This is a genomic window from Thalassospira permensis NBRC 106175 (genome assembly GCF_000714555.1).
Classification (GTDB): domain Bacteria; phylum Pseudomonadota; class Alphaproteobacteria; order Rhodospirillales; family Thalassospiraceae; genus Thalassospira; species Thalassospira xiamenensis.
The window spans coordinates 15,774-31,384 of record NZ_AUNC01000056.1; the positions used below are offsets into that span (position 1 = coordinate 15,774).

The following is a 15,611-nucleotide window of genomic DNA, read 5'->3' on the forward strand; positions in this document are numbered from 1 at the left end:
GTTGACCCTTGTTCGGCGCTCATATTTCTTTTTATCCGTATTCAAGCGGCTGGAACGGGCAGGGAAAATACCCTGTCAAACGTTCTAGCGGGGTTGGTCTAACAGGCTGTCTGCCGCAGCACGGGCTTCGGCGGTGATCGAATGTCCGGCCAGCATCCTTGCGATTTCTTCGCGTCGGGCACCATCGACCAGCTCGTTCACACGCGTTACCATGCTGCCGTCATTTTCGCTTTTGGCAATATTGAAGTGGGTGCGTCCACGTGCTGCGACCTGTGGGCTGTGCGTAATCACAAGAATCTGGCGTTCCCCGGCCAGCAAATGCAACCGTTCGCCAATCGCAGCCGCCGTTGCGCCGCCAACACCACTGTCGACTTCATCAAACACAAGGCTCGGCACCGCGGAAACCCGCGCCAGAACCACCTTGAGAGCAAGCAGGAAGCGCGAAAGCTCGCCACCGGACGCGATTTTGTTCAGCGGTCCCGCCGGGCTGCCGGGGTTGGTGGCAACCATGAACTGGACGCGATCAATCCCGTCGATACCCCATTCGTTTTCTTCCAGTTCGGCAATGTCGGTAACGAACCGCGCCTTTTCCATACGAAGTGGCGGCAGTTCGGCATTGATCGCGGTATCAAGGGTTTCGGCCGCGGCTTTGCGTGCGCCATGAAGCTTTTGCGCGGCATCGATAAAGGCGGCCCGATGTTCGGCAACGGCAGCCGTCAGGCGCGACAATTCCTTTTCGCCGAATTCAAGCTGATCGATCTGACTGCGGTATTCCTTCATCAGGCCATTCAGCCCATCAACCGGTACATTGTATTTGCGCGCGGCCGCGCGCAGCGCAAACAGCCGTTCCTCAACCGTTTCCTGCTGCCCGGTATCGACATTCAGATCAGCAAGGGTAACCGATATCGCACGCGATGCTTCTTCAAGTTCGATGGCGGCACGGTCCAGTGCCTCGATGATTGGTTCAAATCGGCCTTCGGCCTTTTGCAATTCGCGTTCAAGATGGCGCTGCGCACTGCGAAGCGCACTTTCGGCACCCTTGCCGCGCGAAAGCTCACCCGCGGCATCATTCAGGGCTGCAACAAGCTTTTCCCCATGCATCAGGAACTGGCGTTCCTCGGCAAGGCGTTCTTCCTCGCCTTCCTCGGGGCCAAGTTTTTCAAGTTCGTCAACCGCGTGGCGCAGCCATTCTTCTTCTTCGCGCGCCTTGTTGATGCGGTTGGTCGCCGCGGTCAGTTCCTTTTGCGTATCGCGCCATGCGCGCCACTGATCGCGCACCGTAAGTGCCAGACTGCCAAGATTGCCGTGCGCATCAAGGGTCGCGCGATGTGTTGTCGGATCCAGCAATCCGTGCTGGTCAAACTGCCCCTGAATTTCGACACAGTAATTGCCGACATCGCGCAAAAGGCCGACCGATACCGACTGATCATTGACATAGGCGCGCGACCGCCCGTCGGAGGTGACAACACGACGCACCACCAACTCGTCGTCCTCAACCTCGATATCCTGTTCGGCCAGAAGCCTGTAAACCGGATGACCGGCGGGCAGGGTGAAGGTTGCGGTAACGCTGCATTTGTCCGTGCCATGTCGGACAAGGCCGCTATCGGCGCGTGCGCCAAGTGCCAGCCCCAACGAGTCAAGCAGGATCGATTTCCCGGCACCGGTTTCCCCGGTAAGCACACTAAGCCCGTCGCGGAAATCAAGGTCCAGCTTGTCGATCAGAACAACATTTCGGATGCTAAGCCGTCGGAGCATTGCGGGATACTGACATTGTTAAAACAGGTGCGATCGTGCCGGTCAGGCAGCGTCGCGACAAGCAGAGTGCCCAATCACAGCGCGCCTTGCAAGCTTTGGCAGAACGCAAAATCTGCCGCATCCCTGTGTGCCGCAGGAAAGAGCGAAAAATGTTGAAAAACAACTGACAAGAAATCGGTGTTCCTGATGCGTTCTCGTGTCGAAAGTCACGCGACGCGGCAAGAATCAGAACCAGTCACCAAGGGCGGTGGTGGTCGAATGCCACCAGCTTTCTCCCTCGCGGGTGTTTAAGCCATCACCAACCAGAAGATCGTATGATTCCTCATACCACGGACTGCCCGGGAAGTTATGACCCAGCACCGACGCGGTGCGTTTGGCTTCGCCTTCAAGACCAAGTGCCAGATAGCTTTCGGTCAGGCGCGCTAGTGCTTCGGGGACATGCGTGGTGGTCTGGTATTTGTCGAGGACCATTTTAAACCGGTTGATCGCAGCCAGATATTCACCGCGATCCTGATAATAACGGCCAACACTCATTTCCTTGCCAGCAAGGTGGTCAACCGTCAGATCCTTTTTCAGTTTCGCGTCACGCGCATACTGGCTGTCGGGGAAACGGCGGATAACGTCATCAAGCGAATCCATCGCATGCTGTGTCATCTGCTGATCGCGGCCGACGTCGGAAATCTGTTCGTAATAGGACAATGCCTTCAGGTAATAGGCGTATGGCACATCCGGGTTTGCCGGATGAAGCGAGATAAAGCGATCAAGGGCTGTGATCGCGTCGTCATACTTGTTGTCCTGATAATAGGCATAGGCCGACATCAGGGTCGCCTTGGTCGCCCACACAGAATAGGGGTGCTGGCGTTCAACCTCGTCAAAGGCCTCGGCTGACTTCTGGTATTCCTTGGCGTCCAGAAGGTCCTGCGCGCTGTTATAAAGTTCGGAAACCGGGCGTTCGACATATGCCGGTTTGTCGTCGCTGGAGCAGGCTGCAAGAAGCAGGGCCAGACCACAAGCAGCAATAACATTCTTGGCGGAAGCCTTACGAAGCACTGTGACGTTTCCTTAAGCTTTGTGACGCGTTCAGGCGAAATTTGCCAGACTATACCATGCCTGTACGGGCATAGGGCAAGGGGTTGTGTTACCCCGCAGGCACTTTTCTGCATCCCGGTCGGAAACCGGATCGCGGTTTCACAAGCGGTGGTTGGGCAACGCAATAAAAAAGCGGCCCCCAGGGACCGCTTTTTGCAAACGAGATCATATCAAAAAAGCTTCTCAAGCCGTTGCGAGCGCAGGGGCTTCAACCGCATGAAGGGCCGATTTGCGCATTGGCACAACGCGCCACGCACTTGCATCGGCAAACAGCGCCTTCAAAAGCAGGTTGTTGACATGGTGACCGGATTTATATGCCGTCACTTTGCCCTGCAACTGCTTGCCGGCGGTGTAAAGATCGCCAAGCGCGTCAAGAATCTTGTGACGGACGAATTCGTCATCATAACGAAGACCTTCCTCGTTCATGACTTCGTCGCCCGAAAGGACAACGGCGTTATCAAGCGAACCGCCCCGTGCAAGGCCCATCGACCGCATGGCTTCGACTTCGTGCAGGAAGCCGAAAGTCCGGGCACGGGCGATATTGGCAACAAACACGCCATCGTCGAATTTGACCGACATGCGCTGATTGTTGATTGCCTTGCTGGCGAAATCGATTTCGAAATCGACCTCAAAGCCATGCCCCGGTTCGATCCGCGCGGTGCAGCCCTTGTATTCGACTTCAACCGGTTTCAGAACCTCGATCACCTGACGCGGTGCATCCTGTTCCTCAATCCCGACGCAATCGATCAGGAAGTTGAACGGTGCCGAACTGCCATCCATAACCGGCACTTCGTCGGCATCAATGTCGATCAGAACGTTGTCGATGCGTTGCCCCGCAAGGGCAGCCATCAGATGTTCGATGGTACCAATCTTGATCCCGGCATCCCTGTCGCCAAGGCAGGTGCAAAGCTGCGTATCGATCACACCATCGTAACGTGCCGGAAACAGCGGTTGGCCATCCAGATCAGTACGGCGGAATACGATACCGTGATTTTCAGGTGCAGGGTGAAGGGTGATGCGGATTTTATGACCTGAATGAAGCCCGACACCGGCACAGCCGATGGATGCTTTAAGGGTCCGCTGACGCACGACATCATGATCAGATGCGCCCGAATGCGAAAGGGCAGCGCTGAGGTCTGCAATTTTGTTCACGGGAACCCCCAAAAGTCAGGTCAGTCAAGTTTGTCAATGAATGCGCCCTATCGGCGCTTGGGGTATGAACCCCATTTCTTAGTTTCAGACCCTACAGGCGCTGTGACAAGAGAACAAATCACTCTTTGTTACGCTTTGTAAACGGGATAAGTAACTGATAAATAAAGAAACAATGTGGAAAATCTGATCGAATATCATTTCAGGTTACGCAGAGGCAGATGTTTGGATGACCGGGCCGCATTAAAAAACTTGGACCGCATTAAAAAAGGGGAAGGCCAAAGCCTTCCCCTTCTTCGCGCGGAGAATGTCGTCAGTTGGCCTGACGACGCAGGAAGGCCGGAATTTCCAGAAGGTCGTCAGACGCATTCGACGTCTTGACGCGGGAAGCTGGATCCGCCTTCAAGGACTGGTTTGCATTCTCGCCAAGCGACATTTCGGTCTGGCGCGGTGCCGGAGCCTGCGGCTGCGGGTGTGCCTGACGCGGTGCCGCGTGGTGAGACTGTTCTGAATGGTCTTCGTGACCGCCCTTGTTTTTACCAAACAGGGTCCGCAGGCCAAAGCGCGGCGGGGTTGCGTTCTGGGCATCTGCTGCTTCGAACACATCCGGGCTGTGATTTTGTTCTGCGTCGCTCGGACGGGCCGGGCGCGGCGGGATAAAGGCCATGTCACCGTTTTCTTTCGGCTTTTCGGCCGGGGTGAAATGCTGTGCCGGACGCGAAACCGGCTTCGGTTTCAGAACGGTCTGACCCAGTTCAATCGAACCGGTATTGTTGCCAGCAGGCTGATTGCTCAGTTCCGGCTGCTGGGCGCTGCCGGTTGCGGCAAAACGTTCTGCCGGAATTTCGTCGATTGATGCATCGCCCTGATAACCATCATGCCCATTTGCAATGGCGGCGTCCGCGGCGCTGGCGACGGCGGCTGCCGCACCATGCTGACCAAAGGATGGGGTTGCCGGTTTTGCGGCCTGCTCGGCCGGTTTGACCGGGGCAACCGAAACGGTGGTCGGCTGCGGACGACGGACTTCCTCGGCATCAATACCGGTGGCAACCACGGAAACGCGCAGTGCGCCTTCGATGGTCGGGTCGAACGTCGAACCAAAGATGATGTTGGCTTCCGAAGCAACTTCCTCGCGAATACGGTTCGCGGCTTCGTCGACTTCGTAAAGGGCCATATCCATGCCGCCGGTGATGTTGATCAGGACCGCACGCGCGCCCTTCATCGAAGCATCTTCCAGAAGCGGATTTGCAATTGCGGCCTCGGCGGCCTCAAGGGCACGTTTTTCACCCGTGGCTTCACCGGTGCCCATCATGGCTTTGCCCATTTCGCTCATGACGGTGCGAATGTCGGCAAAGTCAAGGTTCACAAGGCCCGGGACCATCATCAAATCGGTGATGGAGCGCACGCCGTTGCGCAGAACGTCATCTGCCATCTGGAAGGCATCTGCGAATGTGGTTTTTTCATTCGCGACCCGGAACAGATTCTGGTTCGGAATGATGATCAGCGTATCAACATATTGCTGAAGCTGTTCGATCCCCTGTTCGGCCGTGCGCATACGGCGCGTGCCTTCGAAATGGAACGGTTTGGTAACGACCCCAACCGTCAGAATGCCTGCTTCCTTGGCAGCACGTGCAATGACCGGGGCCGCACCGGTACCGGTACCGCCGCCCATGCCCGCGGTGATGAACACCATGTGGCTGCCTTCAAGCTGGGCCTGAATGTCTTCGATGGATTCTTCCGCGGCCGCACTGCCCGCATCAGGACGTGCGCCAGCACCCAGACCCTGGGTGATTTTGCGACCAAGCTGCATCTTGCGTGCGGCTTTGCTCTGGCTCAGGGCCTGTGAGTCGGTGTTGGCAACAACAAAATCACAACCTTCAAGTTCGGATGCGATCATGTTGTTAACGGCGTTTCCGCCAGCGCCACCGACGCCGATAACGGTAATCTTCGGTTTCAGGTTTTCTTCCGTTTCAGGAACGGAAAAATTGATCGTGCTCATTGTTTGCTCTTCCTCTCCGCGCTTTAGAGCTTAAGATCGGCGCGGCCTTCCCGTTGCCACGCTAAGTCTCAGGTGTCCCCCGGACATTAGACCTTGGCATTCGTTTTAGCGGGCAAAGAGTTATTGCCGTATTAATAACAATGGAAGATTTCGAAAATTATCGCGTTTTTTTCGCGAAATAATTTTCGCGTTGCGTAAAACGCCTTTCCTGCCGGATCAGGCAGGCCGCGAAAAGCCTTGGAACGGACAGGGAAACTAGAAGTTTTCCTTGAACCATGCGCCAAGTCGACCCCAACGCCCACCCGATTGACGAATTTGAGCCATTGCTTCGCTAAGCGGATCGTTCTGCTGCTGAAGGGCGCGCAACAATAAACCTGCACAGGCCGAAAATGCCGGGCCGGCCGTGGCTTCGGCAAGACCTGATACCCCGTGCGGTGTGGCAATGGTGGCTGGGCGTTCGAACATCTGGCTTGCCAGATCGGCAATCGCGTTAAGCTGGCTGGCGCCGCCCGTCAGAACGATGGAGCGGCCGCCGATCTGTGACAGGCCATGTTCGTCCAACTGATCGCGAATCAACTCAAACGTTTCTTCAAGACGCGGTTTGATGATGTTGATCAGCATCGAGCGCGGCACATGATTGACGTTGTTTTCATCTTCATCGCCGATCACAGGGACCGCCAGGATTTCCTGATCGTCGGATGGCGATGTCAGCGCACTGCCATGCAGTGTTTTCATGCGTTCAGCATGATTAAGCGATGTATTGAGCCCATAGGCGATATCGCGCGTCACATGCGCCCCGCCGACCGGTACGGTCGCGGTATAGATCACCTGACCGCCGTGGAAGACGGCAACGCTTGTGGTGCCGGCCCCCATATCGATGACAGTCGCGCCAAGGTCGCGTTGATCGGCAGTCAAAGCCGACAGGCCCGATGCCAGCGGGGTGACCACCGTTTCCTCGATCCTCAGATGGCAACGCCCCAGAAGGGTTTCCAGATTGCGAAGCGGGGCGGTCTGGGTGCGCACAAAATGCAGATCAAGGCCGACGACAGAACCGTACATGCCGCGCGGATCACGAAGACCTGTGGCGGCATCGACCCTGAAGCCCAGCGGCACGGTATGGATCAACTCGTCACCCGCCTGGCGCAGAACGGCGTCCTTCTGATCGTTCAGTTTGCGGATTTCAAGATTGCCGATCGGACGTGATCCCAGCGGCAGTTCAACCGTGTGGGTTTCTGATTCCGGGCTGCCGCCAGACAGATTGACGATGACGGAATCAATCGTGTGGCCTGCCATTTTCTCGGCCGCATTCACCGCCGCAAGGACAACTTCCTGTGCAGCATCAAGATTGGCAATTGATCCGCTTTGCAGCCCCTTGGACATGTTATGTCCGATGCCGATGACTTTCGGGGCTTCGCCCTTTTCACGTCGGGCAATAAAGCAACAGACCTTGGACGTGCCGATGTCCAAGGCCGCGATCAAGCCTGATCTGGTTTTGCTGCGTGCCAATTGAATGCTCTGAACTTTTTTAAAAATTATGATCTGATTTCTGTCCGCCAGATCTTATGCCGGTTTTCGCCCATAAGCTGTTGCAAATTGGTTAAGGCAGGGCCGCGTTATTCGGTATTTTCCAAAGCTGTGCGTCTGTCTGAGGCTGTGCTGGCGTTCCCTTGGTCTGGCCGGACCGGGTTTTACCTTATCTGGATGGCACGATCGATTGGGCTGCTTCAACTACAAGCGGGGCAATTTCTGCTTCCGCGCGTTCGATTGTCCAGCGGATCGACGGCAAAGAACAGTGGATGGCGCCAACCGGTATTCCGTCAATGCTGCAGATCGGGGCGGCAACGTTGACTTCATCGGGTAAAACCTGCCCCTGTGTGGTGCAATATCCCTTTTCGCGTGCCATCAGGATATTGTCGAGTATGGCATCGCGATCCATCGTTGTCCGGGGGGTGTATTGCCGGATTGGCCAATTATTCACTGCGTCACGAATGGCCTGATCTGACTGGCGGCTCAGGATAATGCGCCCGGACGAGGCAACCAGTGCTGGCACCCGTCGGCCAATCGCAGAAGCCCCGAAATTGGTGCGGTGGTTGGGCATGCGCACGACATAAATAATATCGGTTCCGATGGGCTCGGCCATGTTGATGGTTTGGGATGTCTGGCGGCTCAGGTCGATCAGGCGGGGCATTGCCAACTGCGCTAGATAATCAGCCCACAGATAGCTGTACGCCATTTCCAGATATTTGACGGATGGCCGAAACCGGCGAGTCTCCGGATTCTTTTCCAGATAGCCAAGCTCGTAAAGCGTGTTGGCATATCGTTGTGCCGCACTCTTCTCGAGGCCGGTAACCTTTACAAGATCGGCCAGCCCAAGTTCGGTTTTGTCTTCTGAAAAAGCTTCGAGTATCCGCATGCCTTTTTCAAGGGATGTGACAAAAAGGGTGTCCTGCTGCCGGGCTTTGGCATTCGCCATGGTCGCGTTTCCTCGGTTTTTTATGGCAAACGTGCTGGTTGACATGCAGCTTCCAGTTGCCTTATCGTAGTTTTATACAGTACGCTGTATTGCAATATAATACAAGATGTTTTAAATGCATCTAATGTGTCTTGCCGCGAACACCGTGAAGTAAGGCACGCATATCAGGAGGCTATAATGAAACAGATCCTTAAGGGGGCTGGAATCTTTGCCCTCGTCATGGCCGCTGCTGGAACAGCCGCTGCCAACAAAGCAGACGATACCCTCAATGTCGCATTCTCCAAAGAGCTTGAAAATGTCGACAGTTATTTCAACTCGGCGCGTGAAGGCGTTATTCTGCAACGCTCCATCTGGGATGGGCTGGTGTATCGCGATCCTTATACCGGCGAGTATAAGGGAAATCTGGCGACGGACTGGAAATGGGTTGATGACAAAACCCTTGAATTCAATCTTCGCCAGGGTGTGACGTTCCACAATGGCGAGCCTTTCGACGCCGACGATGTGGTCGCGACCGTGAACTGGGTTGCGGATGAAAAGAACGGGGTGAAAACCCAGCGCAACGTCAACTGGATGGAAAGTGCCGAGAAGATTGACCAGTTCAAGGTCCGCATTCATCTGAAAGCACCATTCCCCGCAGCAATCGAATATCTTGCCGGACCTGTATCGATTTATCCCAACGAATATTACGCCGAAGCTGGTCCGACCGGCATGGGACTTAATCCGGTAGGGACTGGTCCTTACAAGGTTGTTTCAGTCGAGCCGGGCAAGCATTTCGTGCTGGAGAAGTACGAAAATTATCACAAGGACAGCCCGAAGGGGCAGGCCAATATCGGTCGTCTGGATATCCGTACCATTCCCGATTTCAACACGCAGGCTGCCGAACTGTTCAGTGGCGGTCTGGACTGGATCTGGCAGGTGCCGCCAGATCAGGCCGAAAGCCTTGGCGCGATGGGTGAATTTACCGTCGCCAACGAAAGCACCATGCGCATCGGTTATCTGCAATTTGATGCCGCCGGTCGCAGCGGTGAAAGCAACCCGTTCACCAACAAGCTTGTGCGCCAGGCCATTTCGCATGCCATTGACCGCGAAGCCATCGTTGCATCGATGCTCAAAGGTAAATCACGTGTCGTCAATTCGGCCTGCTTCCCGTCGCAGTTCGGCTGTGCACAGGACGTCGCTGTCTATGACTATGATCCAGAAAAAGCCAAGCAGCTTCTTGCCGAGGCTGGTTATCCGGACGGGCTGGAAATTGACTTCTATGCCTATCGTGATCGCGAATATGCCGAAGCGATGCTGGGCTATCTCGAAGCGGTCGGTATCAAAAGCAATTTCAAGCTTTTGCAATACTCCGCCCTGCGTGAACTGAGCATGAAGGGCGAAGTACCGATGTCGTTCCAGACATGGGGATCCTATTCGATCAATGATGCGTCGGCGATCGTCAGCCAGTATTTCAAGCTTGGCAGTCTTGACAGTGCGCAAGACGAGCAGGTCAAGGAATGGCTGGATGTTGCCGACAGTTCCGTGGATTCCGAGGAGCGCAAGGAATACTACGCCAAAGCCCTGAAGCGTATTGCGGAAGAAGCCTATTGGTTGCCGTTGTTCTCCTATAACTCGAACTACGTGTTCACCAAGGATCTGGAATATGCACCGACCACGGATGCAATTCCGCGCTTCTTCCAGATGAACTGGAAATAATCCTCCGGATCAGGGGTTCAGAACGGTGTTGGTATATACGTTAAAAAGGCTTGGATTGGCCTTGCTGGTGACGCTTGCCGTCTCCATGCTTAGCTTCGCGCTTCTCTATCTTTCGGGGGATCCTGCGGCGGCTATTGCGGGTGAAACGGCAAATGCCGAGGATATCGAGGCTGTAAGGGTTTATTACGGTTTTGATCGACCATGGGTCGTTCAGTATGGCGAATGGATGTTCAACGCGATCAGGGGCGATTTCGGCGAAAGTTACTATTTCAAACTGCCGGTGTCGCAATTGGTTGCCGAGCGTCTGTCCGTCACGATGTTGCTTGGCGTATGCGGAATCTCGTTTGCGCTTTTGACGGCGGTGCCGTTGGGCGTTGCCGCCGCCGTTCGCCCCAACAGTCTTATTGACCGGATTGCGCTATTCCTTTCGGTCATGGGGCAGGCCATGCCCAGTTTCTGGTTTGGCCTGGTCCTGATTGTCCTGTTCAGTATCAAGCTTCGCATCCTGCCGCCTTCCGGTTCGGACAGTTGGCAGAACTTTGTGATGCCGACCATCGTGCTGGGTTATTACGCGATGCCTGCCATCATGCGCCTAACCCGTGCCGGAATGCTTGATGTGCTGGGGGCGGATTATGTCCGCACCGCACGCGCCAAGGGGGCGGGTGAATTCCGGGTCATGTTCAAGCATGCCCTTCGCAACGCCATCATCCCGGTTGTCAGTCTGGCCGCCGTTCAGATGGGCTTCATGCTAGGCGGGTCGATTGTCGTTGAATCGATCTTTGCCCTGCATGGGGCGGGCTATCTGGCGTGGGAATCCATTGGTCGCAACGATCTGCCAACCGTACAGGCCCTGATTCTGGTGTTTTCGATGTTCTATATCGTCTTCACCTTCCTGTCGGATTTGTTGAATGCGTGGCTTGACCCGCGCATGAGGGTGGGCTGACATGACCAACACGACCGAAACCATCAACACAGTGGCACCCAAGGTTGAAGCTGAAGTCCTGAGCGGCCCGACGCCGCGACAGGTTCTGCTGACCAAAATCCTTGGTCACAAGGGACTGATGTTTGGTGCCATTGTGCTTCTGACCATCTTCCTGATGGCGCTTTTCGCACCTCTTCTGGCACCTTATGATCCCTATCATCAGGATTTGATGCATCGAATGATCCCGCCCGTCTGGGATGCCAAAGGCAGCTGGGAGAACATCCTTGGTACCGATCATCTGGGGCGGGATTATCTTTCACGGTTGCTTTATGGCGCACGCATTTCATTGGCCATCGGGGCGATTGCGGCCCTGATTTCCGGCATTATCGGCACAAGCATGGGCGTTGCCGCCGGTTATTTCGGCGGCCGTGTCGATGCCTGTGTCACCTTTTTGATCAATGTGCGCCTTGCGATGCCCGTGGTTCTGGTGGCGTTGGCGGTGGTCGCACTGTTTGGCGGATCACTTCAGGTGGTGATCACGGTTCTTGGCCTTTTGCTTTGGGATCGGTTCGCGGTCGTGATGCGATCTGCCACCCTGCAATTGCGATCCATGGAATATGTCACGGCGGCCAAGGCCATCGGCTGTTCGACCAAACGCATCCTGTTTAGCGAAATCATGCCGAACATCGCCAACAGTCTGATCGTGATTGTGACGCTTGAAATGGCGCATGCCATCCTGCTTGAAGCGGCCCTGTCGTTCCTGGGCCTCGGGGTGCAACCGCCAACACCGTCCTGGGGCTTGATGGTGTCGGAAGGCAAACAGATGCTTCTGTTCCAGCCGTGGATGATTGCCATCCCGGGCGTCGCGCTGTTCATCCTTGTTCTGGCGATCAATTTGCTGGGTGACGGTCTTCGTGACGTTTCCGCACCTGAAAACCGCAACTAGGGGCATCAGTATGGAAAACATTCTTTCTGTTCGCGGCCTGACGGTTGATATCCCGCTGGCAGCAGGAACGCTGCATGCCGTGCGCGGCATTGATTTCGATGTGAAGCGCGGTGAAACCCTGTGTGTGGTGGGTGAATCAGGTAGTGGCAAGTCCCTGACATCGCTTGCGATCATGGGGCTTCTGCCCAAGCAGGCGAAACGTTCGGCGCAGGTTCTGGATTTTGAAGGTGTCGATCTGCAAACCGCATCCAATCGGGATATGCGCAAACTGCGCGGCAACCGGATTTCGATGATCTTTCAGGAACCGATGACCTCGCTTAATCCGGCATACACGATTGGCGATCAACTGATGGAAGCCCTTTTGCTTCATCGCAAGGTCCCCAAGACGGTAGCGCGTGACCGTGCCATCGAACTTCTGGAAAAGGTCGGGATCACGGCGGCGGCCAACCGTATGAAACAATATCCCCACCAGCTTTCAGGCGGTCTGCGCCAACGCGTTATGATTGCCATGGCCCTGATGGGCGAACCTGATCTGATCATTGCGGATGAACCGACAACCGCCCTTGATGTCACCATTCAGGCCCAGATATTACGCCTGCTTAAGGATCTTCAGCGTGAATTGAACATGGCGATGATCCTGATTACCCACGATCTTGGCGTGGTGGCCCGCGTCGCGGACAAGGTCGCCATCATGTATGCCGGTGAAATGGTCGAAGCCGGTAGTGCCACCGAAGTCTTTACCGCGCCAAAGCACCCTTATACCCGCGGGTTGCTTAATTGCATTCCGGTGCCGGGCAAAACCGCAGTTGGCGAACATCTGGGCTCGATCCCCGGTATTGTGCCGTCTCTTATCGGTGATGTTGCTGGTTGTGCTTTCCGAAGCCGCTGTGACGAGGCAACAGCGCAATGTGCGTCCGATATACCGGCCCGGATTTCACCCGCCGGGCATCTTTATCGCTGTGTTCACGATTATGACAGGTCTGCATCCCTGTCGATGAACCAGCCAAAATCGGGGGAAGCATAATGTCCGTTCCGGTTCTTGAACTTGAAAATGTGTCGAAGATTTTTTCGATCAAGCAGGGCATCTTTGGCAAACGCAAGGATCTACGCGCGGTCGATGAACTGACCCTGAAACTGCAAAAGGGAGAGGTCCTTGGCCTTGTCGGGGAATCCGGCTGTGGCAAAAGTACCCTTGCACGTATTTTGCTGGGACTGGAAACGCCGACACAGGGCCGGGTTCTGGTCGATGGCGAAGACATTACCAGCCATGACAGATCCTATCTGGCGCGGCGTATCCAACCGATTTTCCAGGATCCCTATTCATCGCTGAACCCGCGCAAGACGATTGGAGATATCATCTCGCTGCCGCTGCGGGTGCACAAGGTCGGCGATCCGCGTGACTGGGATAAGCAGACCGCCGATATTCTTGATGTTGTCGGTTTGCCCAAACGGGTTTTGCGCAGTTATCCCAGCCAGCTTTCGGGCGGGCAACGTCAGCGTGTCGCCATTGCGCGCGCCCTGATCATGCGCCCGGAAATCGTGATCTGCGATGAACCGACATCGGCGCTTGATGTGTCGGTACAGTCGCAAATTCTTAATCTGCTGTCGGATTTGCGCAATGAATTCGGGCTGACCTACCTGTTCATCAGCCACAATCTTGCGGTGGTCGAACATCTCGCAACAAGGGTGGCGGTCATGTATCTGGGGCGCATTGTCGAAGAAGCAGAAGCATCTTCGCTGTTTGCCGGTCCGGATCATCCTTATACCAATGCGTTGCTGGAATCCGTTCTGACGCCGGACCCGTCCCTTGGCGTGCCCGACACGCAATTGGGTGCCGTATTCCCCAATCCGATCAACCCGCCCAGTGGATGTCATTTCCATCCGCGCTGCCCGCGCGCGATTGATATCTGTTCGACCAAGGCACCGGTGGCGACCCTGCATCAGGGCAAGCGGGTTGAATGTCATCTGGTCGAAGGGGCGGTTCAATGATCCGCGACAATTTTTCCAACATGCAGTCGGTCCGTAAAAACGTCGTCACCGTCGAAAATGGTGGGGTGGTCGCAGCCCAGCATAAGCTAGGCGCCCAGGTCGGGGCTGACATTCTTGCCGCCGGTGGCGATGCCATTGATGCCGCGATTGCCACATCCTTTGCCATGGGGGTGGTCGAGCCCTGGATGAGTGGCCCGGCCGGTGGCGGTGCGATGATGATCTATCGTGCCGATGAAGACCGGACCTATAGCATTACCTTCGGGATGCGGTCCCCCGCCGGGCTTGATATCGCCGATTATCCGTTATCGGGCGAAGGCGTTGCAGGTGACCTGTTCCCGTGGGCGCGGGTCGTCGGGGATCGTAACCAGATTGGCGCAACCGCGATTGCGGTACCCGGCACGGTTGCCGGTATGGAGCTTGCCTTTGACCGGTTTGGCACGATGCCATGGCGTGATCTTGTTTCGCCGGCGGCAAAGCTTGCGTCGGGTGGGCTATCGGTTGATTGGTATGCCGCCCTTATCATCGCGTCTAGTACCCGCGAACTTGCCAAAAACCCGACCGCAGCGGAAACCTTTCTGGAAGACGGACAGTGGCCGACTATTGCCGGATGGACGGCCCTTTCGGACAAGCGGATCAATCTTGACCAGATGGCGGCCACCCTGCAACGCATCGCCGATAAAGGCGCGCGTGAATTTTACGAAGGCGATCTTGCGGCGGAAATCGTTGCCGATGTCAGGGCTGCCGGGGGATGTTTGTCGCTTGATGACATGAAGTCCTATCAGGCTGTTTTGTCTGATCCGCTGACAGCATCCTATCGCGGGGGGACGGTCTATACACCGCCTGCGATGACGGCGGGTGAAAACCTTGCGGAATGTCTGGAAATCCTGTCGCATCAGAATTTTGAGGGGACGTCACCGGGGGCGGATGCCTATGGGGCGTATGTCGATGCGCTTAAGACGACCTATAAACGCCGGTTGCGCGATATGGGGGACGTTGATGACAGTCGCGCCCCCGCCTGCACCACGCATTTCAGTGTGACGGATCGACATGGCAACATGGTCGCGGTGACCCAGACATTGCTGTCCATTTTCGGATCCAAGGTCGTGCTGCCCGGAAGCGGGCTTTTGATGAATAACGGGATCCTGTGGTTCGATCCCGAACCGGGACGGCCAAACTCGTTAGCACCCGACAAACGATGCCTGATGAATGTCTGCCCGGCAATCGGGCAGCAAAAGGACCGGCGGTTTGCCATCGGGGCATCGGGCGGGCGCAAGATTTTGCCAGCCATCCTGCAACTGACATCCTGCCTGCTGGATTTCGATATGACCCTCGAAGACGCCTTCCATCAGGCGCGGGTTGATTTTAGCGGCGGCGATACGGTGATCATCGATCAAAGTCTTTCGCCCGATATCATTGCGGCTCTGGGGGAAGGGCATCGTTGCGTGACCACGCGCCGGACCGCTTTCCCCTATGCCTTTGCCTGCCCGGCGGGGGTTCTTCGGCAGGGAAACATCAATCAGGGCATGACCGAAATCATGTCGCCCTGGGGCGATGCGGTGGCGGAAAACCGGGATGGTTCGTGAAACACAAAATG

12 protein-coding genes are annotated in these 15,611 nt (G+C 55.9%); 6 read left to right on the top strand and 6 right to left on the bottom strand.

Going from position 1 to position 15,611, the window contains the following annotated elements; genetic code table 11:
- Positions 1-84: 84 nt before the first annotated feature.
- The 6 genes from recN to SMB34_RS17815 form a co-directional block, all read right to left on the bottom strand.
- Positions 85-1,755, bottom strand: a complete 1,671-nt coding sequence (gene recN / locus SMB34_RS17790; RefSeq protein ID WP_037992121.1) for a DNA repair protein RecN — start codon at positions 1,753-1,755, stop codon at positions 85-87.
- A 225-nt stretch (positions 1,756-1,980) separates the two neighbouring features.
- Positions 1,981-2,805 carry an outer membrane protein assembly factor BamD gene (locus SMB34_RS17795; protein WP_037992124.1) on the bottom strand — a complete coding sequence of 275 codons (825 nt, stop codon included), beginning with the start codon at positions 2,803-2,805 and terminating at the stop codon, positions 1,981-1,983.
- 222 nt (positions 2,806-3,027) lie between these two features.
- Entirely contained in the window at positions 3,028-3,996 is a 969-nt protein-coding gene (lpxC, locus tag SMB34_RS17800) for a UDP-3-O-acyl-N-acetylglucosamine deacetylase (protein ID WP_007089767.1), read from the bottom strand.
- Between the two features lie 310 nt (positions 3,997-4,306).
- On the bottom strand, positions 4,307-5,992 hold the full coding sequence (gene ftsZ, locus SMB34_RS17805; RefSeq protein ID WP_037992125.1) for a cell division protein FtsZ: 1,686 nt from the start codon (positions 5,990-5,992) through the stop codon (positions 4,307-4,309).
- Positions 5,993-6,247: 255 nt separating this feature from the next.
- On the bottom strand, positions 6,248-7,498 hold the full coding sequence (gene ftsA, locus SMB34_RS17810) for a cell division protein FtsA (protein WP_007089765.1): 1,251 nt from the start codon (positions 7,496-7,498) through the stop codon (positions 6,248-6,250).
- A 187-nt stretch (positions 7,499-7,685) separates the two neighbouring features.
- Positions 7,686-8,465, bottom strand: coding sequence for an IclR family transcriptional regulator (locus SMB34_RS17815; RefSeq protein ID WP_037992128.1), 780 nt, complete (start codon positions 8,463-8,465; stop codon positions 7,686-7,688).
- Positions 8,466-8,642: 177 nt separating this feature from the next.
- Between SMB34_RS17815 and SMB34_RS17820 the strand changes: the two genes are divergently transcribed.
- From SMB34_RS17820 to SMB34_RS17845, 6 genes are read left to right on the top strand one after another with little or no spacing between them, the layout of a single operon-like run.
- The gene (locus tag SMB34_RS17820; protein ID WP_037992130.1) at positions 8,643-10,160 is read left to right on the top strand and encodes an ABC transporter substrate-binding protein; all 1,518 of its coding nucleotides are present in this window, start codon (positions 8,643-8,645) and stop codon (positions 10,158-10,160) included.
- A 25-nt stretch (positions 10,161-10,185) separates the two neighbouring features.
- Complete coding sequence (locus SMB34_RS17825) at positions 10,186-11,103, top strand: ABC transporter permease (protein ID WP_007089762.1); 918 nt, start codon at positions 10,186-10,188, stop codon at positions 11,101-11,103.
- A 1-nt stretch (position 11,104) separates the two neighbouring features.
- The gene (locus SMB34_RS17830) at positions 11,105-12,028 is read left to right on the top strand and encodes an ABC transporter permease (protein WP_037992132.1); all 924 of its coding nucleotides are present in this window, start codon (positions 11,105-11,107) and stop codon (positions 12,026-12,028) included.
- A gap of 10 nt (positions 12,029-12,038) precedes the next feature.
- Positions 12,039-13,052, top strand: a complete 1,014-nt coding sequence (locus SMB34_RS17835) for an ABC transporter ATP-binding protein (RefSeq protein ID WP_037992133.1) — start codon at positions 12,039-12,041, stop codon at positions 13,050-13,052.
- Positions 13,052-14,017 carry an ABC transporter ATP-binding protein gene (locus SMB34_RS17840; protein ID WP_007089759.1) on the top strand — a complete coding sequence of 322 codons (966 nt, stop codon included), beginning with the start codon at positions 13,052-13,054 and terminating at the stop codon, positions 14,015-14,017. Before SMB34_RS17835 ends, SMB34_RS17840 begins: the two co-directional genes overlap by 1 nt.
- A complete protein-coding gene (locus SMB34_RS17845; RefSeq protein ID WP_051682402.1) occupies positions 14,014-15,600 on the top strand; it encodes a gamma-glutamyltransferase in 1,587 nt (528 codons plus the stop codon). Before SMB34_RS17840 ends, SMB34_RS17845 begins: the two co-directional genes overlap by 4 nt.
- The last annotated feature ends 11 nt before the right edge of the window (positions 15,601-15,611 follow it).

Excerpts from the sequence above, each read along its gene's own strand:
- recN (WP_037992121.1), bottom strand. The coding sequence starts at position 1,755 with ATGCTCCGACGGCTTAGCATCCGAAATGTTGTTCTGATCGACAAGCTG.
- ftsZ (WP_037992125.1), bottom strand. The coding sequence starts at position 5,992 with ATGAGCACGATCAATTTTTCCGTTCCTGAAACGGAAGAAAACCTGAAA.
- SMB34_RS17815 (WP_037992128.1), bottom strand. The coding sequence starts at position 8,465 with ATGGCGAATGCCAAAGCCCGGCAGCAGGACACCCTTTTTGTCACATCC.
- SMB34_RS17820 (WP_037992130.1), top strand. The coding sequence starts at position 8,643 with ATGAAACAGATCCTTAAGGGGGCTGGAATCTTTGCCCTCGTCATGGCC.
- SMB34_RS17830 (WP_037992132.1), top strand. The coding sequence starts at position 11,105 with ATGACCAACACGACCGAAACCATCAACACAGTGGCACCCAAGGTTGAA.
- SMB34_RS17835 (WP_037992133.1), top strand. The coding sequence starts at position 12,039 with ATGGAAAACATTCTTTCTGTTCGCGGCCTGACGGTTGATATCCCGCTG.
- SMB34_RS17840 (WP_007089759.1), top strand. The coding sequence starts at position 13,052 with ATGTCCGTTCCGGTTCTTGAACTTGAAAATGTGTCGAAGATTTTTTCG.
- SMB34_RS17845 (WP_051682402.1), top strand. The coding sequence starts at position 14,014 with ATGATCCGCGACAATTTTTCCAACATGCAGTCGGTCCGTAAAAACGTC.